General features: G+C 41.7%; 19 protein-coding genes. 15 read left to right on the top strand and 4 right to left on the bottom strand.

Features of this window, described 5'->3' with window-relative positions; genetic code table 11:
* Window positions 1-207: 207 nt before the first annotated feature.
* The 12 genes from allE to ACJHV0_RS04555 all read left to right on the top strand — a co-directional run bounded on the left by allE (window position 208) and on the right by ACJHV0_RS04555 (window position 13,865).
* Window positions 208-993, top strand: coding sequence for a (S)-ureidoglycine aminohydrolase (gene allE / locus ACJHV0_RS04610; RefSeq protein ID WP_188156053.1), 786 nt, complete (start codon window positions 208-210; stop codon window positions 991-993).
* 32 nt (window positions 994-1,025) lie between these two features.
* Window positions 1,026-2,078 (top strand): ureidoglycolate dehydrogenase, encoded by a 1,053-nt coding sequence (gene allD / locus ACJHV0_RS04605; RefSeq protein WP_483133512.1) that lies wholly within the window; start codon window positions 1,026-1,028, stop codon window positions 2,076-2,078.
* A gap of 137 nt (window positions 2,079-2,215) precedes the next feature.
* The gene (gene fdrA / locus ACJHV0_RS04600) at window positions 2,216-3,994 is read left to right on the top strand and encodes an acyl-CoA synthetase FdrA (protein ID WP_483133511.1); all 1,779 of its coding nucleotides are present in this window, start codon (window positions 2,216-2,218) and stop codon (window positions 3,992-3,994) included.
* Window positions 3,995-5,215 (top strand): YlbE family protein, encoded by a 1,221-nt coding sequence (locus tag ACJHV0_RS04595; protein WP_483133510.1) that lies wholly within the window; start codon window positions 3,995-3,997, stop codon window positions 5,213-5,215. It abuts the gene before it with no gap.
* A gap of 51 nt (window positions 5,216-5,266) precedes the next feature.
* Window positions 5,267-6,199 (top strand): carbamate kinase, encoded by a 933-nt coding sequence (gene arcC / locus ACJHV0_RS04590; protein ID WP_483133509.1) that lies wholly within the window; start codon window positions 5,267-5,269, stop codon window positions 6,197-6,199.
* A gap of 122 nt (window positions 6,200-6,321) precedes the next feature.
* A complete protein-coding gene (locus ACJHV0_RS04585) occupies window positions 6,322-6,570 on the top strand; it encodes a YceK/YidQ family lipoprotein (RefSeq protein WP_334236069.1) in 249 nt (82 codons plus the stop codon).
* 50 nt (window positions 6,571-6,620) lie between these two features.
* Window positions 6,621-8,225 (top strand): L-lactate permease, encoded by a 1,605-nt coding sequence (locus ACJHV0_RS04580; RefSeq protein ID WP_483133508.1) that lies wholly within the window; start codon window positions 6,621-6,623, stop codon window positions 8,223-8,225.
* A gap of 16 nt (window positions 8,226-8,241) precedes the next feature.
* Entirely contained in the window at window positions 8,242-8,436 is a 195-nt protein-coding gene (locus ACJHV0_RS04575; protein WP_483133507.1) for a hypothetical protein, read from the top strand.
* Between the two features lie 52 nt (window positions 8,437-8,488).
* Window positions 8,489-9,724, top strand: coding sequence for a M20 family metallo-hydrolase (locus tag ACJHV0_RS04570; RefSeq protein WP_483133506.1), 1,236 nt, complete (start codon window positions 8,489-8,491; stop codon window positions 9,722-9,724).
* A 111-nt stretch (window positions 9,725-9,835) separates the two neighbouring features.
* On the top strand, window positions 9,836-11,209 hold the full coding sequence (allB, locus tag ACJHV0_RS04565) for an allantoinase AllB (protein ID WP_483133505.1): 1,374 nt from the start codon (window positions 9,836-9,838) through the stop codon (window positions 11,207-11,209).
* A gap of 11 nt (window positions 11,210-11,220) precedes the next feature.
* Window positions 11,221-12,579: an NCS1 family transporter gene (locus ACJHV0_RS04560; RefSeq protein ID WP_483133504.1), complete on the top strand. Its 1,359-nt coding sequence runs from the start codon at window positions 11,221-11,223 to the stop codon at window positions 12,577-12,579.
* 65 nt (window positions 12,580-12,644) lie between these two features.
* Window positions 12,645-13,865 carry a dicarboxylate/amino acid:cation symporter gene (locus ACJHV0_RS04555; protein ID WP_334253807.1) on the top strand — a complete coding sequence of 407 codons (1,221 nt, stop codon included), beginning with the start codon at window positions 12,645-12,647 and terminating at the stop codon, window positions 13,863-13,865.
* Window positions 13,866-13,946: 81 nt separating this feature from the next.
* Here ACJHV0_RS04555 and ACJHV0_RS04550 read toward each other — a convergent pair whose 3' ends face one another.
* The 4 genes from ACJHV0_RS04550 to pepE form a co-directional block, all read right to left on the bottom strand.
* Window positions 13,947-15,182 carry a pyridoxal-phosphate-dependent aminotransferase family protein gene (locus ACJHV0_RS04550; RefSeq protein WP_483133503.1) on the bottom strand — a complete coding sequence of 412 codons (1,236 nt, stop codon included), beginning with the start codon at window positions 15,180-15,182 and terminating at the stop codon, window positions 13,947-13,949.
* Between the two features lie 181 nt (window positions 15,183-15,363).
* Entirely contained in the window at window positions 15,364-16,632 is a 1,269-nt protein-coding gene (locus tag ACJHV0_RS04545; RefSeq protein ID WP_483133502.1) for a M20 family metallo-hydrolase, read from the bottom strand.
* Window positions 16,633-16,681: 49 nt separating this feature from the next.
* A complete protein-coding gene (gene dcuC, locus ACJHV0_RS04540; protein WP_025235811.1) occupies window positions 16,682-17,974 on the bottom strand; it encodes a C4-dicarboxylate transporter DcuC in 1,293 nt (430 codons plus the stop codon).
* A 10-nt stretch (window positions 17,975-17,984) separates the two neighbouring features.
* Entirely contained in the window at window positions 17,985-18,689 is a 705-nt protein-coding gene (gene pepE / locus ACJHV0_RS04535; protein WP_483133501.1) for a dipeptidase PepE, read from the bottom strand.
* A 115-nt stretch (window positions 18,690-18,804) separates the two neighbouring features.
* Between pepE and ACJHV0_RS04530 the strand changes: the two genes are divergently transcribed.
* From ACJHV0_RS04530 to ACJHV0_RS04520, 3 genes are all read left to right on the top strand, one after another.
* Entirely contained in the window at window positions 18,805-20,040 is a 1,236-nt protein-coding gene (locus tag ACJHV0_RS04530; protein ID WP_483133500.1) for an allantoate amidohydrolase, read from the top strand.
* Between the two features lie 160 nt (window positions 20,041-20,200).
* Window positions 20,201-21,994, top strand: a complete 1,794-nt coding sequence (gene lepA, locus ACJHV0_RS04525) for a translation elongation factor 4 (protein ID WP_025235814.1) — start codon at window positions 20,201-20,203, stop codon at window positions 21,992-21,994.
* 120 nt (window positions 21,995-22,114) lie between these two features.
* Window positions 22,115-22,554: S26 family signal peptidase (locus ACJHV0_RS04520; protein ID WP_483133499.1), on the top strand; the 440-nt coding region annotated here is incomplete at its 3' end.

The raw sequence follows: 22,554 nt of genomic DNA, 5'->3' as shown, positions 1-22,554 counted from the left end.
TGATTCTTGCTTTCGGCTTGATATCTTCGTCTTGATAAAGTATTGCCGAGATTTCAAGCGCAGTGTCTTGAATTTGAATAGTATTTAGTGTTATTTGTGTACTTTGTAGCATAAATAGACCTCGTCTGTTTTGTGGTTATTATAGAATTGCTCTGTCTAATCACAAAATAAAAATCAACTTATAAAGTCACCCTAAAGGAGAATATTATGGGATATTTGAATGGTCAAACAGGTTATCGTCAAGGATTACTGGAAACACGTTCAGTAATTCGTAAGAATAACTTTGTGATTTTGGAAACTGACGGTTTAGTTAAAAACAGTATTCCAAATTACCATAATTGCGATATTAGTATTTTGTCTTCACCGGCATTAGGTGCCTCTTTTGCAGATTATATCGCAACGGTTCACCCAACGGGTGGCTGCACACAATTAGGCGGTAACGGTATTGAAGTTTTTGTCTATTGTGTAAGCGGTCAATTATCGGTAAAAAATTGCGATACTGAAGCCACATTAGAAACAGGCGGTTATATTTTCTCACCGGCGGATAAAGTATTAAGTTTTGTCAATAACTCTGCCGAATCCACCAAAATTTATATTCACCGCCGCCGTTATACGCCACTTGAAGGTCAGCAAGCGAAAAGCTATGTAGGCAATGTGAATAATATCGAATATGTGCAATACGAAGGTATGGCAACCTGTTTAATTAAAGATTTACTTCCGTCTGCTACCGATTTCGGCTTTGATATGAATATGCATATTTTGTTATTCAAGCCAGGTGCATCACACGGTTACATTGAAACCCATTTCCAAGAGCACGGAATGTTATTCCTTTCAGGTAAAGGAATGTATCGCTTAGACGATGAGTGGATTCCGGTGAAAAAAGATGATTATGTCTTTATGGATTCTTACTGCCCGCAAGCCTGTTATGCAGTCGGCGATGAAGATTTTGTCTATATCTACTCGAAAGAATGTAACCGTGATGTAGAACTATAAGAGCAATTTACGTTTTATAAAAGGAATCAACTATGAAATTATCTAGAGAAGAATTAAAAGATTTAATGAAAGCCAAATTAATGAAAGCCGGCTTAAATGACCAACACGCAGATATTACAGCGGAAATCTTGACTTGGTCTGATGAGCGTGGCTACCACTCTCACGGTGCAGTGCGTATGGAATACTATTGCGAGCGTATTTTCAAAGGCGGTATTACTCACGATCCTAAATTTGAATGGAAAGAAACCGGTCCTGCATCAGCGATCTTTGAAGGCGATAATGGCTGTGGTTATGTAGCAGCGACTTTCGCAATGGAAAAAGCGATTGAGATGGCGAAAAAATCAGGTATCGCAGTGGTTGGTATTCGTAACATTTCTCACAGCGGTGCGATTGGTTACTATACCGAAATGGCAGCAAATGAAGGCTTATTAGCGATTTCATTTTGTCAATCAGACCCAATGGCAGTGCCTTACGGCGGTTCTGAGCCATACTATGGCACGAATCCAATTTCATTTGCTGCTCCGGCACAAGAAGGCAAAAATGTGGTGTTTGATATGGCAACCACAGTTCAAGCTTGGGGTAAAATTTTAGACAAACGTTCTCGTGGAGAATCTATCCCGGATGATTGGGCGGTAGATGCTGAGGGGAATCCGGTAACCGATCCAAACAAAGTAAACGCGTTAGTACCAATTGCAGGTGCGAAAGGCTATGGCTTAATGATGATGGTCGATATTTTCTCCGGCATTCTATTAGGTGTGCCATTCGGTAAACACGTTTCTTCAATGTACCACGATTTATCTGAAGGTCGCCGTTTAGGTCAAATGCACATTGTGATTGATCCTGCTCGATTCTGCGGAGCAGAGCAATTCCGTGAAAGTATGGAGCAGTCTATCAATGAGCTTAATGAAATGACTCCGGCTCCAGGTAATGATAAAGTTTATTATCCGGGACAACGTGCCGAGATGCGTCGTGATAAATATTATGCAAATGGAGGTATTGAAATTGTAGATAAAGTCTATGAATACTTAATCAGCGATGATATCCATTTTGACCGTTACGATCACAAAAATCGTTTTGCGGATTAACCAGCGAACCTAGTACGAGCAGTTCTAGGTTATAAACTAAGTTCTTTGGACTTTGTATAGAGCCACAGGGTGGCTCGCGGTAGATTAAACCCCATACGGCTCGTATGGGGTCATACAATTTAGTTAGGAAGAGAAATATGTTAAAAACCGTAGTAAAAAAAGGCAGTTACCACGACTCGGTGGTATTAATGTTGCTGACCAATGCTATTTCAGGCTTAGATGGCGTGAAAAAAGTGTCAGTGATGATGGCAACCCCTGCAAATAAAGATATTTTCGCCCAAAGCGGATTAGACACGCCAGAATTATTAGAAGCGACCGCCAATGATATGGTCGTGGTAGCAGATGTTGAGCAAGAAGATGTGATCAACGTTGTGATGGAAAAAGTCGAAGAATTTTTAAAACAAAAATCACAAGCAAGCTCAGCTCAAGCGGGTACAGAAGTTGTAAAATCTTGGGATAAAGCGACCGCTAAATTACCTGATGCCAACCTTGCGGTGATTTCTATTCCGGGTGCTTATGCTGCTTTAGAAGCGAACCGTGCGTTAGACGAAGGTTTAAACGTCTTTATGTTCAGTGATAACGTAAGCGTGGAAGACGAAAAAGCATTAAAAGAAAAAGCTCACAGTAAAGGTTTAGTCGTAATGGGGCCGGACTGCGGTACAGGCATTATCCAAGGTGTGCCGGTGGCATTTACCAATAGTGTGACGCCGGGTTCTATCGGTATCATTGGTGCATCGGGTACAGGTATTCAAGAATTAACCACCATTATTGACCGTTTAGGCGAAGGGGTAGAAAACGCTATCGGTACAGGTGGTCGTGACTTGTATGAAGACATCGGCGGTATCACAATGTTAGACACCATCGAAGCGATGGAACAAAACGACAAAGTGAAAGTGCTGATCGTGATTTCTAAACCACCTGCAAAAGCAGTGCGTGAAAAAATCTCAGCACGTTTAAGCCGTTATACCAAACCTGTAATTACGCTATTCTTAGGCGAAAAACCAGAATTCCACGAAGAGAATTTCTACCACGCTTACACCTTAGACGAGGCGGCTCGTTTAGCGGTGGCTTTGGTGCGTAATGAGCCGATTCCGACTGTTGCAAAAAATCCGTTAAATTCGACCGCTTGCGGCAAAACCTTAAAAGCCTACTATTCAGGCGGTACATTAGCGGGCGAAGCAGCAATGTTATTAAAAGATGCGTTGAAGATTGAAGGCTCAGGTGCGAAAGCGGACGGCTTTATGTTTAAACAAGATGGTCACATTGTGGTGGATTTAGGCGATGATGTTTATACACAAGGTAAACCTCACCCGATGATCGACCCGGCTAAACGTATTGAATCTATGCGTGAGGCGGTAGATGATGCCACTACAGGCGTAATTTTATTTGATATCGTGTTAGGCTATGGCTCACACGAAGATATGGCAACCGCATTAATTCCAACTATTGAAGAATTACAGCAAAAAGCCAAAGCACAAAACCGTGATGTAGCCTTCGTGGCAACTGTGTGTGGAACTCGCAGTGACTATCAAGGTTACGATGAAACTGTGCGTAAATTAAAAGATGCCGGTGTTGAAGTGTGCGAAACCAACAAAATTGCGGTGGAAAAATCATTAGCTCTATTAGGCTTACAATTTGATGAGCCGGTAAAACCGATTCGAGCGAAAACCGTAGTTCAAGGCGAAAATAACCCTGCCTCTGAGCATTTATTACGCTTATTATCTGAAAAACCGAAAATTATCAATATCGGTCTGAAAAGTTTTGCTGATGTAGCAGAAAAATTCGGCTGCCAAGTGGTGCAATTCAACTGGCAACCACCGGCGGGCGGTAATATCCAATTAATCAAAGCCTTAAACTTCTTAAATGAATATGAAGGATTAGATATTGATGAGGCTAACCGCAAAGTGATTGCTTAAGTGGTTGCTGCCGCTCCGATTATCCGTGATAACGTGTTAGCGAAAACAGTCATCAAAGAGTTAAACGAAGGCAAAGTGATTTTACACGCCGGCCCACCAATTCAATACAAAGATATGCCAAATACAGTGCAAGGTTCTTGTGTCGGTGCGGTACTCTTTGAAAAATGGGCAACAGACGAAACCTCTGCTCGTGCATTATTAGAAAGTGGTGAAATTAAATTTATGCCGTGCCACCACGTCAATGCAGTTGGCCCGATGGGCGGTATCACTACAGCTAATATGCCGGTTTGGGTGGTGGAAAATGCCACAGACGGTAATTCTGCGTACTGTACGATGAACGAAGGTATCGGTAAAGTATTACGTTTCGGTGCATACTCAGATGAAGTGGTAAAACGCTTAGAATGGATGCGTGATGTGTTAGGCCCAACTTTAGGCAAAGCGATTCGTTCAATGGAAAACGGCTTGGCTGTGAATCCATTAGTAGCGAAAGCCATTGCGATGGGTGATGAGTTCCATCAACGTAATATTGCAGCGTCAATGTCTTTCTTTAAAGAAGTGGCACCACGCATTACCGCAATGAATGATTTAGCGGATAACGATAAATACGATGTCATCAAATTCTTAGCGGATACCGATCAATTCTTCTTGAACATTATGATGGCAGCAAGTAAAGCGATTATGGACGGTGCAAGAACCATTACTGATGGTACGGTCGTGACTGCAATGTGCCGTAACGGCGTACATTTCGGTATTCGTATTGCCGGTATGGGTGATGAATGGTTCGTTGGGCCGGTAAACACACCACAAGGCTTATACTTCACCGGTTATGACGGCGAAGATGCGTGTCCGGATATTGGGGACTCAGCTATTACTGAAACCTTAGGTGTAGGTGGTTTAGCAATGATTGCAGCACCGGCAGTAACTCGTTTCGTTGGAGCTGGTGGTTATGAAGATGCCCTTCGCACCAGTAACGATATGATGGAAATCTGTATCGACCGCAACCCGAACTACGTTGTACCAAACTGGAACTTCCAAGGGGCTTGCTTAGGTGTAGATGCACGACTTGTGGTTGAAAAAGGCATTACGCCTGTTATCAACACCGGTATCGCACACAAAATTGCCGGTTTCGGTCAAATCGGTGCAGGTACCGTTCGCCCACCGCTAGCTTGCTTTGAGAAAGCGGTGTTAGCCTATGCAAGAAAATTAGGTTTTAAAGAATAATCACGGTAGGGGCAAATTGCAATCTGCCCCATATTGATAAAAGGATAGTAAATGTCAAAACAAACCATCGTATTAGCTTTAGGCGGCAACGCTTTAGGCAATAATTTGAAAGAACAACGTGAAGCTGTGGCAAAAACAGCGACTGTTATTGTGGATATTTTGCAACAAGGCAAAAATATTGTGATTACTCACGGTAATGGGCCACAAGTGGGAATGATTCAACGTGCAATGGACGATTTCTCAAAAATTTCAGGTGATGAAATTCCACTTCCAACCAGTGTGGCAATGAGTCAAGGTTATATCGGTATTGATTTACAAAATGCAATTAAATATGAGTTAGTCAAACGTGGTATCGACCAAAAAGTCAGTACCATTTTGTCGCAAATTGAAGTGGATGCAAAAGATCCTGCATTTGAAAATCCGGATAAACCAATCGGCCGTTTCTTAACTGAAACAGAGGCTCAAGAGTTAGAGGCTAAAGGTATTCGCACAATGGAAGATGCCGGCCGTGGTTACCGTATTGTCGTGCCTTCTCCAAAACCACAACGTATTTGTGAGTTAGATACGATTAAAACGTTAGTGAATGCAGGTCACATCGTGATCACTTGCGGTGGTGGCGGTATTCCGGTGGTAGCAGATGAGCAAGGTCGTTTAAACGGCGTAAATGCGGTAATTGACAAAGATAACGCAAGCTCGTTATTAGCTGAAAAACTCAATGCAGATTATTTGGTGATCTTAACGGCGGTGGAAAAAGTGGCAATTAACTGGGGCAAACCAAATCAAGAATGGTTGGCAGATTTAAGCACAGCACAGGCTCGCCAATACATTGCCGAAGAGCAGTTTGCGAAAGGTTCAATGTTACCGAAAGTGGAAGCTGCGTTGAAATTTGCCGAAAGTGGTGCAAACCGTAGAGCATTAATCACCTTATTGGATAAAGCAGCAGAAGGCATTGCCGGTGAAACCGGTACGGTGATTTATTCATAAATTTTACCGAGCCTGTAGGGGTAAATTGCAATTTGCCCCTACAAAATATAATGACAAGCGGTCATTTTTCTACATTTTCTTGCAATAAGCTTGTTTAAGAACCCAAATATAGGATTTCAGGTATGAAATTTACAAAATTAGCTGTAATCGCATTATTAGCGACCTCTCTATCAGGCTGTGGAACACTTTTATCATTCGGTGTTGGCGATTGCTCTCCTTATTCAGGTGTTAGAGCAAATGCTGATCTGATGTCTGAACCTGGCCCAGACGGTGCAGCTCTTACAGCATTAGGTATAGTTGATATGCCTTTTAGCTTGGTTGCGGATACTGTGCTGTTACCTGTTACAGCAATTTGTGCTATTTCAAATTAACAAGCGGTCATATTTTTTAAATTTTTTACAATTAGGTTTTTCAATAACAAATGGATATTCCAGTTAATTTTTTTATGTGGTTTATGGCGTTATTGCCAATTATCACATTAGTGATTTTGATGGTGAAATTCCAATGGGGAGCAACTGAAGCGGCACCCGTTGGCTTGTTAATCACCATTTTTAGCGGTCTTTTCTTATATCAAGCAGATGTTTCGCTGATTGCGATTGAATCTGCTAAAGGCATTTGGAATGCGTTAGTCATCTTGCTGATTGTTTGGACTGCTGTCTTGATGTATCAAGTCAGTGATGCGGCAAAAGCCTTTTTAGTGATCCGCACAGGCATGAGTAAATTATTCCCAAATGAACTTTTGCTCGTGATGACAATGGGCTGGATTTTTGAAAGTTTCTTACAAGGGATTACAGGCTTTGGTGTGCCGGTAGCAGTAGGCGCTCCATTACTGATTGGTATTGGCGTTCGTCCATTATGGGCGGTGGTATTGCCGTTATTAGGTCAGGCGTGGGGGAATACCTTCGGTACATTAGCCGCTGCTTGGGATGCCTTAGCGGTATCGGCAGGTTTAGAAGTTGGCAGCGATGATTATTTCTTAACTGCACTTTGGTCTGCTGCATTTTTATGGTTCTGGATTGTCGTAACCGGCTTAGCGATTTCTTGGTTCTACGGACGTGGCAAAGCATTGAAAAAAGGCTTATTGGCAACTGTGATTATTGCGACTATTCAAGGTGGCGGTGAGTTAATTTTAAGCCAAGTGAATACTACGATTTCAGCCTTTATTCCTGCTTGTTTGTCAATTTTAGCTATTGTATTCATCAGTAAAATGAGTATGTATAAAGACAACTGGCGTGTGGAAGATAGCCCGATTATGGACAGAACCAAAACCACGGAAAGCTCAGAAGAATTGCCAAATATGAACTTGCTGCAAGCTTTTATTCCTTATATTGTGCTTTCTGTGATGACCCTTGCAATTTTAGTGATTACGCCGGTTAATCAATTCCTATCGCAATTTAAGTTTGGCTTTGCTTTCCCTGAAACGGTAACAGGCTATGGTTTTGTGAACAAGGCTTATAGCTCTTATTCGCCGATTGCCATTTTCACTCACGCAAGTATGTTCTTATTTGTCTCTTCTATTATTGGCTTAATCTATTACCAATACAAAGGCTGGATTGGAAAAGGCGGCACGAAAGCGGTATTTGCCAAATCCATTTCAATGACAATGCCATCGGGCATTGCGGTAGTCGGCTTGGTAATTATGTCCAAAATTATGGGCGGCACAGGGCAAACAGCGGTGTTAGCTCAAGGAATGGCAGCAGTATTGGGCAAATCTTATGTGATCTTATCGCCATTTATTGGTTTCTTAGGGACTTTTATGACCGGTAGTAATATGAGCTCGAATATTTTATTTGGTGATTTCCAAATGACAACCTCCAAATTACTCAATGCCAACTCTGCGGCAATTTTAGGGGCCCAGACTACCGGTGGGGCGATTGGTAGTGCGATCAGCCCAAGTAAAATTATTTTAGGCACAACCACAGCCAATATTTTAGGTAAAGAAGGGGATGTGATGAAAGCGATTATTTGGATCACATTATTACCGACTTTATTAATTGGTATTGTGGCTTACTTTGCCTCGCTTTAGTAATAAGGAGTAAAAAATGGGAAATGCGTTTTTTAAAACCAAAGCGGGCAAAATGACCTTGGCTTTTATTGTGATTATGCTCGCCTTTGCCTTAATTATGTTAGGCATTGCTCAAACCAATAATACTTTTATCCATATCGGGTTTGTATTAATGGTTGCGGCGATGGTATATTCGCCAATAGATGTATTTATTCTAAACCGAAAGAAATAAATGTAGGGGCGAGTTGCAATTCGCCCATCTAAAATAAAAAAGGAATAAAAAAATGGAACACATTACACAGCGTATTACGCAAAACTTAGAAACGTTAAAACAATTTACCGCCACACCGGGCAACGGTTGTACCCGTTTGCCTTTCTCTCAAGAGGCGAGAAGTGCGGTTAATTATTTAAGAGATTTAATGGTAGAAGCGGGTCTTCGTGTGAGAGAAGATGAAGCTGGTAATATTTTTGGGGTGCTTGAAGGTGAACAACCTGATTTACCTTGCGTGATGTCAGGTTCGCATTATGACAGCGTATTGCACGGCGGAGATTATGACGGTATTGCAGGTGTTATCACCGCATTGGAAACTGCCCGTTTACTAAAAGAAGGCGGTAAAAAGTTCAAACGTAATTTCGTTGTTGTTGGTTTCAACGATGAAGAGGGGATGCGTTTCGGTACAGGCTATTTTGGTTCCGGTGCAATGCTCGGGCTTCGTGATGCGGAATATTGCAAGAAATTCTTAGATAAAGACGGCATTTCAATTTATGAAGCAATGCGTAACTACGGATTAGATCCGGAAAAAGTTCAAAATGCCAAATGGGCAGACGGCTCAATCGGGCATTTTATCGAAACTCATATCGAACAAGGGCCTGTGTTAGATGCGCACGGCATTGAAATCGGTTTAGTAACGGGGATTGTTGGCTTACATCGCCATATGTTTACTGTTCACGGACGTGCAGACCACGCAGGTACTACGCCAATGGATATGCGTTTAGACGCAGTAGATGCTGCAACTAAAGTGATTTCTAAAATTGCGGATTGGGCAAGAGAGAAAAATGACGGCACGGTTGCAACCGTTGGCTATATGAATGTGCTACCGGGCGGTATTAATATCGTGGCGGAAAAAGTGGTGTTCAGCGTAGATATTCGCTCGTTAAATATGGCAAATATTGAAGATATCACTGCGAAAATTGAACAGGCATTAGCGGAAGAAACCGCCCAAATCGGTTCAACCTTTGAGAAAGAAACCAAATTGATTATTCAGCCTGTGGCACTTTCTGAAAAAATGTTAGCGATTTTAGAAGAGTCCACCAAAGCACACCAATTTAGCTATAAACGCTTACCAAGTGGAGCAGGGCATGACTCTTTAGAAATCGGGCAAAAAATCCCAACGGTAATGATCTTCGTACCAAGCAAAGAGGGTAGAAGTCATACTCCGGTGGAGTTTACCGAATATCACTATTTTGCTAAAGCAGCAGTGTTGCAGCAAGAATTAGCAGAGAAGTTGTTAGACGAATAGTATTCAAGTAAGGGGAATTTGCAAATTTTTTCGGAAAATTAACCGCTTGTAAATTCCTCAGTTCAGTACAAAATTTTATACAAACATAACTATAAGAAGGAGTATTCGACTATGTATGATCTCGTCATAAAAAATGGGAAGATAGTCTTATCCGATGCCGTTTTTGACGGTAATATTGCGGTCAAAGCTGGTAAAATTGCGGCGATTTTGGAAGATGGTTCTGTACCTGAAGCGAAGGAAGTGATTGATGTAAAAGGGAATTATGTTTTCCCGGGGGCGATTGATACTCACGCTCACTTAAATGATCCGGGCTATGAATGGCGTGAGGATTATGCTCACGGTACGGCAGCAGCGGTAGTCGGCGGTTATACCACCATTATTGATATGCCACTACAAAATGAGCCGGCTTTAACCGATGGTAAAATTTTTGATGCCAAAATTGCCAAAGTCTCGCCAAATGCGTATGTCGATTATTGTTTCTGGGGTGGCTTAGTACCAACCAATTTTGAACATTTAAGCGAATTAAACGATAAAGGTTGTGTGGCGTTAAAATCTTTTATCGGCCCTGTTTCTCCTGATTATGCCTCTCTAAACTACGGTCAAACCTATGAAGCGATGGAAATTATCCAAAAATTCGGCGGCCGTGCCGGTTTCCATTGTGAAGACTTCTCAGCCATTAAATGGCAAGAGCAACGAATGAAAAAAGAAGGTCGTTTAGACTGGAGAGCTTTCCTCGATTCTCGCCCGCTTATCGCAGAAATGTTGGCAACCATCAATATTATTGAAATTGCCAAAGCTACCGGCTGTAAAGCTCATATCTGCCACGTTAGCCACCCGGACGTTGCACAAAAAATCAAAGAAGCTCAACAAGAGGGCTACGATATTACCGCTGAAACTTGTGCACACTATCTCTGTTTTAGCGAAGATGATGTGATTGAAAAAGGCCCATTATTCAAATGTGCACCGCCGTTACGTTCTAAATCGGATGTGGATCGTTTATGGGATTATGTTGTTGATGGTACATTTAGTGGTATCGGTAGTGACCATTCCCCTTGCTCTTATGATGAAAAATACAACGAAATTTTAGGGCAAAAAATCGAAAACGTATTCGATGTATGGGGTGGTATCAGCGGTATTCAAAGCTGTGTGCAAGTGGCATTCTATGAAGGCTGTGTAAAACGAGGTGTTTCACCAACGGTATTAGCCAATGCAATGGCAAAATTACCGGCAAAAGCTTTTGGCATTTACGGTCAAAAAGGCGATATCCAAATTGGTTTTGATGCAGATTTCACCATTATTGACCCAAATAAAGAGTGGGAAATCAAATCAGAAGATCTACAGTATGTTAATAAAATGTCTGCTTATGTGGGCAAAAAAGGTAAAGGCTTACCGGTATGCACCATCGTACGTGGTAGAGTAATCGCTCAAGACGGTAAATTAACCGACAGCAAAGGTTTTGGAAAATTTATTACTAAAACAAAATAAGGAGCATAACAATGCAACATAACACACAACTCAACCCTGAGTTGGCAAAAGAGGTCAATATTGATCTTCAGCCAACGAAGGATCGAATTATGGATAACTTCTCTTACTGGGCAAGTTTCTTAGGTGGCTGTGTATCTATTGGAACATTCTCAATGGGAGCAAGTTTGATTGGGGCATTGACCGTGACTCAAGCCATTTTAGCGATGTCTATCGGCTGTATCGTTATTGCCATTGGTTTAGTCCTGATCGGTAAAGGCGGCCATAAATATGGTATTCCATTCCCGGTGCAATTACGCAGCTCTTTTGGTACTACTGGGGTGAAAATTCCGGGTATCTTACGTGGCGTGCCTGCTATCGTTTGGTTCGGTTTCCAAAGCTGGGTGGGTGCCGGTGCAATCAATATGTGTTTAAAACTCCTATTTGGTTTTGACAATTTACCGGTTGTTTATGTGTTATTTACCGCATTACAAGTGGCTTTATCAATCAACGGATTCAAAGGCATTAAATGGTTAGAAAACGTTTCTTGCGTGTTCTTAATCGGTATTCTTGCTTATATGCTTTATGTGGTTCAAACTCAATTCTCGGTAGAAATCGGTAACCGTTTTGCTAATATCGAAGGCTCTTGGGGAATGCCATTCTGGGCAGCAACAACCGCATTCTTGGGTATTTACTCAACAATGATCTTAAATGCATCAGACTACTCCCGTCACGTTAAAGAAGGCACTGGCCCTGTAACCACAGGGGTTATCTATGTGCTTTCTATTTTACCTGTTACCCTATTTATGGGCTTAATCGGTTTATTAGTGACTGCAGCAACAGGCAATAGTGATCCAATCCAAGTATTTGCTACCGCAATGGATAATAAATTTTTAACCGTTATCACCTTATTATTCATTGCTTTTGCACAAGTCACCACAAACGTATTGAATAACATCGTGCCACCAGCATACATTTTAATGGACTCATTCAAAATGAAATGGTCACACGCGACTATTTTAGTGGGTGTGTTATCAATGTGTGTAATGCCGTGGAAATTAGTGACTGCAGAATCCGCAGACGGCTTATCGCTATTCATCAAAATCTACTCAGCATTCTTAGGCCCAATCTTTGCAGTAATGGTAGTTGATTACTACATCTTGAGAAAAGAAAAACTCAATGTAAACGATCTCTATAACAAAGAAGGCATCTTCAAAGGCATTAACTGGGCAGCAATTATTGCCATTGCAATCGGCTCACTCTGCTCACTTATCGTGGTTGATCTTTCTTGGTATGTAAGTTTAATCCCATCAGGTTTAAGCTACTACATCTTGATGAAAACCTTGAAAAGCTCAGAGTCTTTCCGTAAAGGCACGATTTTAGAGCATAAATAACAGATACAAGCGGTAAAATTTGGTAAAAATTTTACCGCTTGTTTGCCTTAAAACAGGAGAAAGTTATGCAACTAAGAAACAATACTACATTACAAATATTTCTAGCGATGATGTTAGGAATTGTGGCAGGTTTAGTTCTTCCGGAATTAATGGTGGAGCTGAAATTTATTGGCGATATCTTTCTTCGTCTGATTCAGATGGGGATCATTTTACTTGTCATGGGATCCGTCATTGAGGCGATAGGTTCCCTACATCGAAAAGAGATTGGTAATTTAGGTCTAAAAGCATTATTTGGTTTTGCTTTAACCACAATTAGTGCAGCTGTAGTTGGTATTGTTATTGCTAATGTTATCCAGCCAGGAGCAGGGATTGTTTATAATGAAGAACTAACAACCTCAATTAAGGCAACAGATAAAACCATTGCACAAATTATTACAGATTTTTTCCCAAGTAATATTATCTCGTCTATTGGTTCTGGTAGCACAATTCAAGTTATTGTTTTTGCAATTCTAGCTGGTCTTGCTTCAAGCATTATTTCAGAGAGTAATCCGAATAATACATTTTTGAATAATATCAAAAGCTTAAATGAGATTTTGCTGCAAGTCATCAAACTTGTAATGAAAATTGCACCGTTAGGGATTTTCTGTTTATTAGGCTGGGTAATTGGTTACTATGGTATTCAAGTCATTTTACCACTGTTTAAATTCTTGTTAGCCTTTGCAATAGGAATGACCTTAATTTTGGCGGTATTTATCTTTATTACTGCTACTGTAGTAAAAGTTAGTCCGTTAAAACTTAGTAAAAAGCTTTTACGTATGGGAGTTATGGCATTTACGACAACTTCATCTGCAATTACACTGCCGACAAAAATGGCTGATGCAGAGGAGAGAATTGGGGTTAGTAAACGTGTTTCTCGATTAATTAACCCACTAGGTATGTCACTAAATAGTGATGGGTTAGCTATCTATTTAGCACTATCTTGTTTGACAATTGCTCAATTTTTCAATATCGAAATGTCAATCCAGCAACAATTTATAGTCGTGATTATGTCTACGCTGGCAACATTAGGTACAGTAACTGTACCAGGTGGCGGTTTAGTTGCACTAGCTATCGTACTACCAACAGTGGGTTTACCTATAGAAGGGGTTGCGCTATTGGCTGGTATCGATTGGTTCTCCGGAATGTTTAGAACGGTGCTTAATGTTATTGATGATGTATTAGTTGCATTACTTGTAGCACATTCTGAAAATGAGTTTGATAGAGAAATTTTTGAAAATACCCCTTAATTTGGGCTAACCGAAAACGGGTTAAATTCCGATGAAGAATTTAACCCGTTTTGATTTTTAAAACTCGCGAAAATTGATCAACTAAGCAGTTTTCTCAGCGTCTTTATACACTGCTAATGCTGCAGCCACAGCATCACCTGAAGGCACTTTCACTTTATGGCTTAATAATACTGCTTCTAACGCACCTAAGGTTAATAATACGTTACGTTTTTGGCTTGAGAAACCCATATTACCGATGCGGATAATTTTGCCGTCTAACGGGCCGAATGAAGTGGCTAATTCAATCCCGAAGTGGTTTAAAATATCGCTACGCAAAGCAGGGCCAGTGATGCCTTCCGGAATATGGAATGCAGTTACCACAGGCGCTTTGTGTTTGCGATCACCGAAGATTTTTAAGCCCATCGCTTCTAAACCGGCACATAGTGCTTTGTCGTTTAAAATATGGCGGGCAAAACGGTTCTCTAAACCTTCTTGTAAAATAATACGCAATGCCTCGTGAATACCATATTGAGCGCTGGTTGCCTCAGTGTGGTGATTTAAACGGCGTGGGCTCCAGTAATCTTGTAACTGAGCTAGGTCTAAGTAGTTACTTGGAATTTGCGGTAGAGTACCGTCCACATCAGAATCGGCACGAATCCCTTTTTCTACACGTTTACGTTTCGTAATAATCTCTTCAATGCGTTTGTTATAAGTGATTAACGCGGTACCTGATGGTGCAGAAATACATTTTTGAGTACCGCCGATACAAGCATCAATATTCCATTCATCAACACGGATATCTACACCGCCTAAGGTTGCAACCGTATCAACGATTAGCATCGCATCATATTGTTTACAGATTTTGCCGATCTCTTCTAACGGTTGCATCATTGAAGTTGAGGTTTCGCCGTGAATAATGGCAACAGCTTTATAGCCGCCTTTTTTCAATTCAGCCTCAATTTCTTCAGGCTCAAAAACGGTACCCCATTCTCTTTCGATAATGGTGATGTCTGCACCGCTACGAGATAAAATTTCATTTAATAAATAGCCAAAACGACCAAATGCAGGAATTAACACTTTATCGCCCGGGCAGATTGCCGCCGTTAAAACGGTTTCTAAACCACCACGAGAAGTTGAGTTTACCACATAGGTTTGCTCATTTTTTGTTTGGAAAAGGCGACGTTCCATTTCCATGGTTTCATTCATTAATGAGGTAAACTCCGGGTCAAATTGCCCTAAAATCGGGGCAGACATGGCACGTAATACACGCGGGTCTGCGTCTGTCGGGCCAGGGCACATTAATAAACGCGGGGAAGGATTAATTTCTCTGAATTGCATAATAGTTCCTATTTGTTATATGAATTAAAAAAACTTATGGATTCTACAATAAAAATTTGTGATTACCCAATATTTTTTCGATATAGAAAAACGTTTGAACATCGAATAATCAAGCGGTCATATTTTCGAAAAAGTTTGCAAATGAGATGAAAAGCCCTGATAGTCATCAGGGCTTTAGATGTTAGGCAAGGAGTTTTTGAATCAGAGAGGTATAGATATTTACGCCGGTTAAGAGTTGCTCTTCATCAAAATCAAATTCGGCTTGATGATGCTCGGCGGTTCTATCTGCTCCGATGATAAAGTAAATGGCTTTACCGCCGTTTTCTTGCACTCGGCGGCCGAGAATAGTCGCATCTTCGCTGGCGTTGAATGAGTATTCCTTATCACTGCTATGCACTTGCGGTTGAACAATGGCAATTTCTCTGATTAACTCAACCAATTCGGCATCATTATTCATATCTACCGCCTCGCCCATAATTTCAGTTTCGTATTCCACGCCAAAACTCACCGCAATACCTTGGGCGATTTGCATCACTTGATCGACCATATATTGATTGATCTCTTTATTTTCACCTCGTACCTCAAGCTTGATTTCCGCATCGGCAGGGATCACATTGCGTCCGGAGCCAGCTTTAAACACGCCCACATTAATTCGTGTCATACCGCTACCGTGGCGGGAAATTCCGTGTAGTTGAGTAACTGCGTGGGATGCGGCGAGTAACGCATTGTGTCCTAAATGTGGTGCTGCTCCAGCGTGTGCCGGTTTGCCTTTATAGCGAATATCAATTTTGGTGGTGGAAAGGAAGTTTTTCGGATCGGCTAACACCGTGCCGGAATTGGCACAAAAACTGATATGTGAGCCGGCAAAGTAATTGGCATCGTCAATCACACCGCTTGCGGCAATCGCAGCCGCACCACGCACGCCCTCTTCGGCAGGCTGGAAGACGATTTTCACTTTGCCAGTGAGCTTATCTTTATTTTCCATTAACCAGTGAGCCACGCCTAAGCCGATGGTAATATGCCCATCGTGGCCGCAAGCGTGCATTTCGCCTTCGTTTACGGAGGCAAAACCAAGTTGGTTAGCTCGGTGTTCGGGCGATTTTGTTTCGCTCACATCTACACAGTCAATATCAAAACGCAGAGCCACAGTTTTGCCCGGTTTACCCGAATCAAAGACCGCGACACAGCCTGTGTAGCCGTCCATTTTATCTAACCATTTTGGGTTTGTCCCATAGTTAATGGCTCGTTGAATGCCTTTTTCGACAATGGCTTTATTACGACCACGCACAAAATCCGGGTGGATGATCTCTTTACCTAATAAAATTTGAAAGCCGATTGCCTCTAAATAATCAGCAATTTTGCTAGTTGTCCAAAATTCACTCCATCCTGTTTCTGGGAATTTGTGAAATTCTCGGCGTAATTGAATCAGTTGTTCTAATGAAAGGCTCATACTGTTTTCCTTATAAAAAAGCCCTTTACGCAAGTAAAGGGCAATTCGGTTATAACATAAATAAGGCGAGGAATAGGGTTGCAAGGATCATTCCCGGTGCGGTTCGTTTAATCATTTCAACCGGGTTCACACCTGCGATACCGGCACACACAATAACAACACCTGCAATTGGCGAAGCGGTTCGACCAATCGCACCGGCAATCGCTGCTGCCATACCTAAATTAACGTGGGTATAGCCTAATTCGGTTGCGTGTGGGGTCACGGCGGTGTTAAAGGCAATCGCAGCGGCATCGCCTGAGCCTGTTACTACGCCCATTAGGAATGGGCCGATGGTTGAACCCCAACGCACAAATTCGTTTGAGTGTTTTAAGAATTCAATCGCAGAGTCAATCGCCCCTGTTGCTTTTAAGCCGGCTACGAAAACGCCGGCGGCAATAATAATCCCTAATACATTCGCATAGGCATTACCCATACCGTTAAAGAATTCATTAGTGATTTTAGCTGGTGATGTGCGAGTAACAATTAAGCCGTAAATTGCACCGATTAACATCGCTTGAGGAACGCCCATTTTGGTCCAGTTCAACCAAGAGATTTGTTGTAAAGAAGTACCGCCAATCACCAAAATAACCAGTGGAATTAATGGAGCAATCGCAAATAAAAGGTTGGTTTTGGTTTCTGTGGTATGAGTGTGGGTTGCTTCAGCTAAATAAGCATCACGGTGCTCTTTGCCATAATCTTTTAAGATTAATGCAATGATAGTGAGCGTAACTGCACCAATCGCCCCTGCAATCATAGTGTAAGGTGCGTGAGAAAGGTTTACCTCAGTAATTGTTAAGCCTGACATTTCACTAATCATTGCTGAGTGAGAAGATCCAGGGCTCATCATTGAACCAAAAGTACCGGCAAGAATGGCTGCACCGGCAGTGGCTGGGCGAACACCGGCAGATTTTAACACCGGAATTAAGGTTGCCCCCACGGCAGCTGCACAACCAGCCGCTGATGGAATAGCAATGTTAATAAAGAAAGTGATGATGGTCGCAAACGGAATTAAGAAGAATTTTAATCCGGCTAACGGTTTGGTTAATAACTGAACCAAGTGAGAATCACACTCTGTGTATTTCATCACATAAGCAAAACCCATACTTGAACAGATTGCCATAATCAAGCCGCCTGAAGTCATACTTTTTGCAAAGGCATCAAGGGCAGCCATCGGTTGGAGGGTTAAAAGTGCCATACCTAAACCTATTGCAATGAGCACCGTTCGTGTTTCGTACTTTTTGATTAGCAAATAGACGGTGGCAATAATTCCGACTATTGCAATAATAAGGTTGAACGTTTGCATAAATATCTCCTTAGTAAGTAAAAATTGAATTTGGCTCAAAGGTTTTGAGTTGCATATCTCGGCTAAATTGTAATGCAGAATTTTCGCCTAAAACGACCGCTTGTGAACCTTCGATCTGCAAGGCTGTGCCTTCTGGTAATCCATAAACTAATGCGGTTGGGTTCACAATTAGAAATTCGGCTAATCGTTCTTCACGACTTTCGCCATTATGCCCCGGTATTTTGCCTGAAATAAAATGCGGATTAATTTGATGCGGAAATAAATTTAATGCTTGGAATGAGGGAGGATAAGTAATCGGCATATCGTTAGTCGTCATAATTGAGCTACCTGCCACGTTTGCTCCGGCACTCCAACCAAAATACGGCGTGCCATTTTCTACTTTTCGACGAATGCACTCTAGGACATTGTTTTCATACATTTGCTTAAGCAAACAAAAAGTATTGCCACCACCTACCGCAATCACATCGGCTTGCTCAATAATATCGGTATGCTTGTTGCCACGATGTACAGAGATAATTTCAAGATCCAAATCTGCTAAAGCAGCTTTTACTGTACTTTCATATTCATCATAGCTACGTCTTACACCTGCATAAGGCAGAAAGGCAACTTTTTTGCCTCGATAATCTGCTAAAAAGGTTTTCAGCCAAGGAATACAATGCACTAAATACTCGGTGTTTTTATATTTAGAGCCACTCATTAATAACATTTTCTTCATCGCCATCTCCTTTTATCTCGTTTGAAATATGTGAATAAATTTTGATACAGATAAATATTTTTATACCTCAGTGTGGTTATAATTATAGCGAGATTACATTAAAAAAGGGTGATTTATGTCAATTAATATGCAAAGAATCCAACAAATTTTTGCTGGTTTAGCCAGTTTCACATCGGTAGAAAATGAAATTACCCGTTTGGCATTTACTCAAGAAGATATTGCCGCCCGAGATTACGTAATTGAGCTTTGCAAAAAGTATGATTTAACGGTAAAAATTGACCCAATCGGCAATGTGTTTATTCGCCGAAAAGGTGTTGAAGACAATCTACCGGCTGTAGCTTTTGGTTCTCATATTGATACGGTAGTAAATGCCGGTAAATTTGATGGTACCTTAGGCACGATCGCGGGGCTGGAAACCCTTTTTCAACTTTGCGAACAGAATATCCAAACACGCTATCCGCTCGAATTGATTATTTTTACCTGTGAAGAATCCAGCCGTTTTAATTACGCCACGCTTGGTAGCAAAGTGATGTGTGGGGTAGCGGATCAAGCCGCATTGAGCAAGCTTAAAGATAAACAAGGCTTCGGCGTGGAACAAGCCTTAAGTGATATTGGTTTAGACTTTAATAAAGTAAATGATGCTAAACGCAGTGGCTCAGAGTTTAAGTGCTTTTTAGAACTGCATATTGAGCAAGGTCCAAGATTGGAAAATGAGCAGAAAACCATTGGCATTGTCACTGGCATTGCTGCCCCAATTCGGGCGATTGTCAAAATCAAAGGGCAAGCTGATCATTCAGGGGCAACAGCAATGCACTACCGCCACGATGCTTTGTTAGGTGCTGCCGAACTTGCTCTCGAATTAGAACAGGCTGCTATTCAAGCAGGTCATTCAACCGTAGCGACTGCCGGTAATCTAACAGCAAAACCGGGGGTAATGAATGTAGTGCTGGGCTATGCTGAACTGTTGGTGGATATTCGCGGTATTCACACACAAGCCAGAGAATCGGTATTTACTGCCCTTCAAAATAAAATCAAAGAGGTGGAACAAAAACGCGGTTTAGAGATTGAATTACAGCTTATTTCAAAAGATCAGCCTATCGTGCTACCGACAGAAATGGTGGAGCATTTGACGCAAGTTACCGAAAGTTTAGGTTACAGCTATGAAATTATGCCAAGCGGAGCAGGACACGATGCAATGCATATGGCAACGCTTTGTCCAACAGGAATGTTGTTTGTGCCGTCGCATTTAGGCATCAGCCACAATCCGCTTGAGTTTACCGAATGGAAAGATATTGAAGCCGGTATTCGGGTATTACAACAAGCGGTACTTTCCCAAGCCGAAATTATCTAACCCTCACGCTACAAGCGGTTGTTTTTTGCAAAAATTTTACTAAAAACAACCGCTTGTTCTCTCTTGTTTTGCTTTGCAAAACCTTGTATTTCAAGTACAATTCTCCGATTAATTTTTCGATAAACAAACAACAAAACAGGACATTAACTGCCCGATGAAAATGCAAAATATTCGTAACTTTTCGATTATCGCCCATATTGACCACGGTAAATCGACTTTATCAGACCGCCTAATTCAAACTTGTGGCGGCTTATCAGACCGTGAGATGGAAGCTCAGGTGTTAGATTCAATGGATCTTGAGCGTGAACGTGGAATTACCATTAAAGCACAAAGTGTAACTTTAAATTATAAAGCGAAAGACGGTGAAACTTATCAGCTGAACTTTATCGACACACCGGGACACGTGGATTTCTCGTACGAAGTTTCTCGCTCGCTTGCCGCTTGTGAAGGGGCATTATTGGTAGTCGATGCAGGGCAGGGCGTTGAAGCTCAAACCTTGGCGAACTGTTACACCGCAATCGAAATGGATCTTGAGGTTGTGCCGATTTTAAACAAAATCGACTTACCGGCTGCTGAACCTGAGCGTGTAGCAGAAGAGATCGAAGATATTGTTGGGATCGATGCGATTGATGCAGTACGTTGTTCGGCTAAAACCGGTTTAGGGATTGAAGATGTTTTAGAAGAAATTGTGAAGAAAATTCCTGCACCGGAAGGTGAGCCTGAAGCTCCACTACAAGCCTTGATTATCGACTCTTGGTTCGATAACTATTTAGGCGTTGTGTCTTTGGTGCGTGTGAAAAACGGCGTGCTGAAAAAAGGCGACAAAATCAAAGTGATGAGTACTGGGCAATCTTACAACGTGGATCGCTTAGGTATTTTCACCCCGAAACAAGTGGATACCACAGAATTAAAAACTGGCGAAGTAGGTTGGGTAGTTTGTGCGATTAAAGATATTTTAGGGGCACCGGTGGGCGATACGTTAACCCATCACCATAATTCCGCTACCGAAGTATTACCGGGCTTTAAGAAAGTAAAACCACAGGTTTACGCAGGTTTGTTCCCGATTTCATCAGACGATTACGAAGCTTTCCGTGATGCGTTAGGTAAATTAAGCCTAAATGATGCCTCGTTATTCTACGAGCCGGAAACCTCAAGTGCGTTAGGTTTTGGTTTCCGTTGTGGTTTCTTAGGCTTGTTGCATATGGAGATTATCCAAGAGCGTTTAGAGCGTGAATATGACTTGGATTTAATCACCACCGCCCCAACGGTAGTCTATGAAGTAGTGCAAACAGACGGCGAAACCATTTATGTGGATAGCCCGTCTAAACTCCCGGCAATCAACAATATTGCAGAAATTCGTGAGCCGATTGCAGAGTGTAATATGCTTGTGCCACAAGAGTTCTTAGGCAACGTGATTACCCTTTGTGTGGAAAAACGTGGCGTGCAAACCAATATGGTGTATCACGGCAACCAAATCGCCTTAACTTATGAGATCCCGATGGGTGAAGTGGTGTTGGATTTCTTCGACCGCTTGAAATCGACTTCTCGTGGTTATGCTTCATTAGATTACGGATTCAAACGTTTCCAAACTGCCGATATGGTGCGTGTGGATATTATGATCAACGGCGAGCGTGTGGATGCGTTGGCGATTATCGTCCACCGTGCAAATGCGGCTTATCGTGGACGTGAGTTAGTGGAAAAAATGCGTGAGTTGATTCCACGCCAACAATTTGATATTGCGATTCAAGCCGCAATCGGCAACCACGTCATTGCCCGTTCAACGGTGAAACAGTTGCGTAAAAACGTATTGGCAAAATGTTACGGTGGTGATGTCAGCCGTAAGAAAAAACTTCTCCAAAAACAAAAAGAGGGTAAAAAACGAATGAAATCCCTCGGTAACGTAGAAGTGCCGCAAGAAGCGTTCTTAGCGATTTTACACGTTGGCAAAGAGTAATTTGCAAAATTAATGCGGAATTAAACCGCTTGTAAGCGGTCATATTTTCAGGATTTTTTGCAAAAACAAAACGTAGGGGGCGAATCATTATTCGCCCCCACAAAACAGAGAGGAAATCAAATGGCACAATTTATGCCGATTATTTTTCTAGGCATTATTTACGGTATTTGGAAATGGTTGGATTCAATGCAACTGCCGAATACTATTTCGATCATTTTAGTGGCGTTGGTATTGATTTGCGGCGGATTTTGGGCATTTTATAAATTTAGTGCCGATCCAAGACGCAAACAGGCGATTGCCCAACAGCAAAAACGCTTAGGCAGAGCATTAACCGATGAAGAAATGGCAGAAATTCATCCAAAATCGGCAGTGGGCGAATTTTTTGCCTCGCTTTTCGGCATTTTATTCTTTGTTACCGTACTTCGCTCGTTCTTATTTGAACCGTTCCAAATCCCAAGTGGCTCAATGGAACCTACACTACGAGTAGGCGATTTCTTAGTGGTGAATAAATTCAGTTATGGTATTAAAGAGCCGATTTGGCAAAATACTTTAATTGAAAC

Source organism: Mannheimia sp., from assembly GCF_056854775.1.
Note: the sequence above shows the minus strand (reverse complement) of the source record. Positions and strands in the feature narration are given on the sequence as shown.

Coding starts and splice junctions, on each gene's coding strand:
- allE (WP_188156053.1), top strand. CDS start 208: ATGGGATATTTGAATGGTCAAACAGGTTATCGTCAAGGATTACTGGAA.
- allD (WP_483133512.1), top strand. CDS start 1,026: ATGAAATTATCTAGAGAAGAATTAAAAGATTTAATGAAAGCCAAATTA.
- fdrA (WP_483133511.1), top strand. CDS start 2,216: ATGTTAAAAACCGTAGTAAAAAAAGGCAGTTACCACGACTCGGTGGTA.
- arcC (WP_483133509.1), top strand. CDS start 5,267: ATGTCAAAACAAACCATCGTATTAGCTTTAGGCGGCAACGCTTTAGGC.
- ACJHV0_RS04585 (WP_334236069.1), top strand. CDS start 6,322: ATGAAATTTACAAAATTAGCTGTAATCGCATTATTAGCGACCTCTCTA.
- ACJHV0_RS04580 (WP_483133508.1), top strand. CDS start 6,621: ATGGATATTCCAGTTAATTTTTTTATGTGGTTTATGGCGTTATTGCCA.
- ACJHV0_RS04575 (WP_483133507.1), top strand. CDS start 8,242: ATGGGAAATGCGTTTTTTAAAACCAAAGCGGGCAAAATGACCTTGGCT.
- ACJHV0_RS04570 (WP_483133506.1), top strand. CDS start 8,489: ATGGAACACATTACACAGCGTATTACGCAAAACTTAGAAACGTTAAAA.
- allB (WP_483133505.1), top strand. CDS start 9,836: ATGTATGATCTCGTCATAAAAAATGGGAAGATAGTCTTATCCGATGCC.
- ACJHV0_RS04560 (WP_483133504.1), top strand. CDS start 11,221: ATGCAACATAACACACAACTCAACCCTGAGTTGGCAAAAGAGGTCAAT.
- ACJHV0_RS04555 (WP_334253807.1), top strand. CDS start 12,645: ATGCAACTAAGAAACAATACTACATTACAAATATTTCTAGCGATGATG.
- ACJHV0_RS04550 (WP_483133503.1), bottom strand. CDS start 15,182: ATGCAATTCAGAGAAATTAATCCTTCCCCGCGTTTATTAATGTGCCCT.
- ACJHV0_RS04545 (WP_483133502.1), bottom strand. CDS start 16,632: ATGAGCCTTTCATTAGAACAACTGATTCAATTACGCCGAGAATTTCAC.
- dcuC (WP_025235811.1), bottom strand. CDS start 17,974: ATGCAAACGTTCAACCTTATTATTGCAATAGTCGGAATTATTGCCACC.
- pepE (WP_483133501.1), bottom strand. CDS start 18,689: ATGAAGAAAATGTTATTAATGAGTGGCTCTAAATATAAAAACACCGAG.
- ACJHV0_RS04530 (WP_483133500.1), top strand. CDS start 18,805: ATGTCAATTAATATGCAAAGAATCCAACAAATTTTTGCTGGTTTAGCC.
- lepA (WP_025235814.1), top strand. CDS start 20,201: ATGCAAAATATTCGTAACTTTTCGATTATCGCCCATATTGACCACGGT.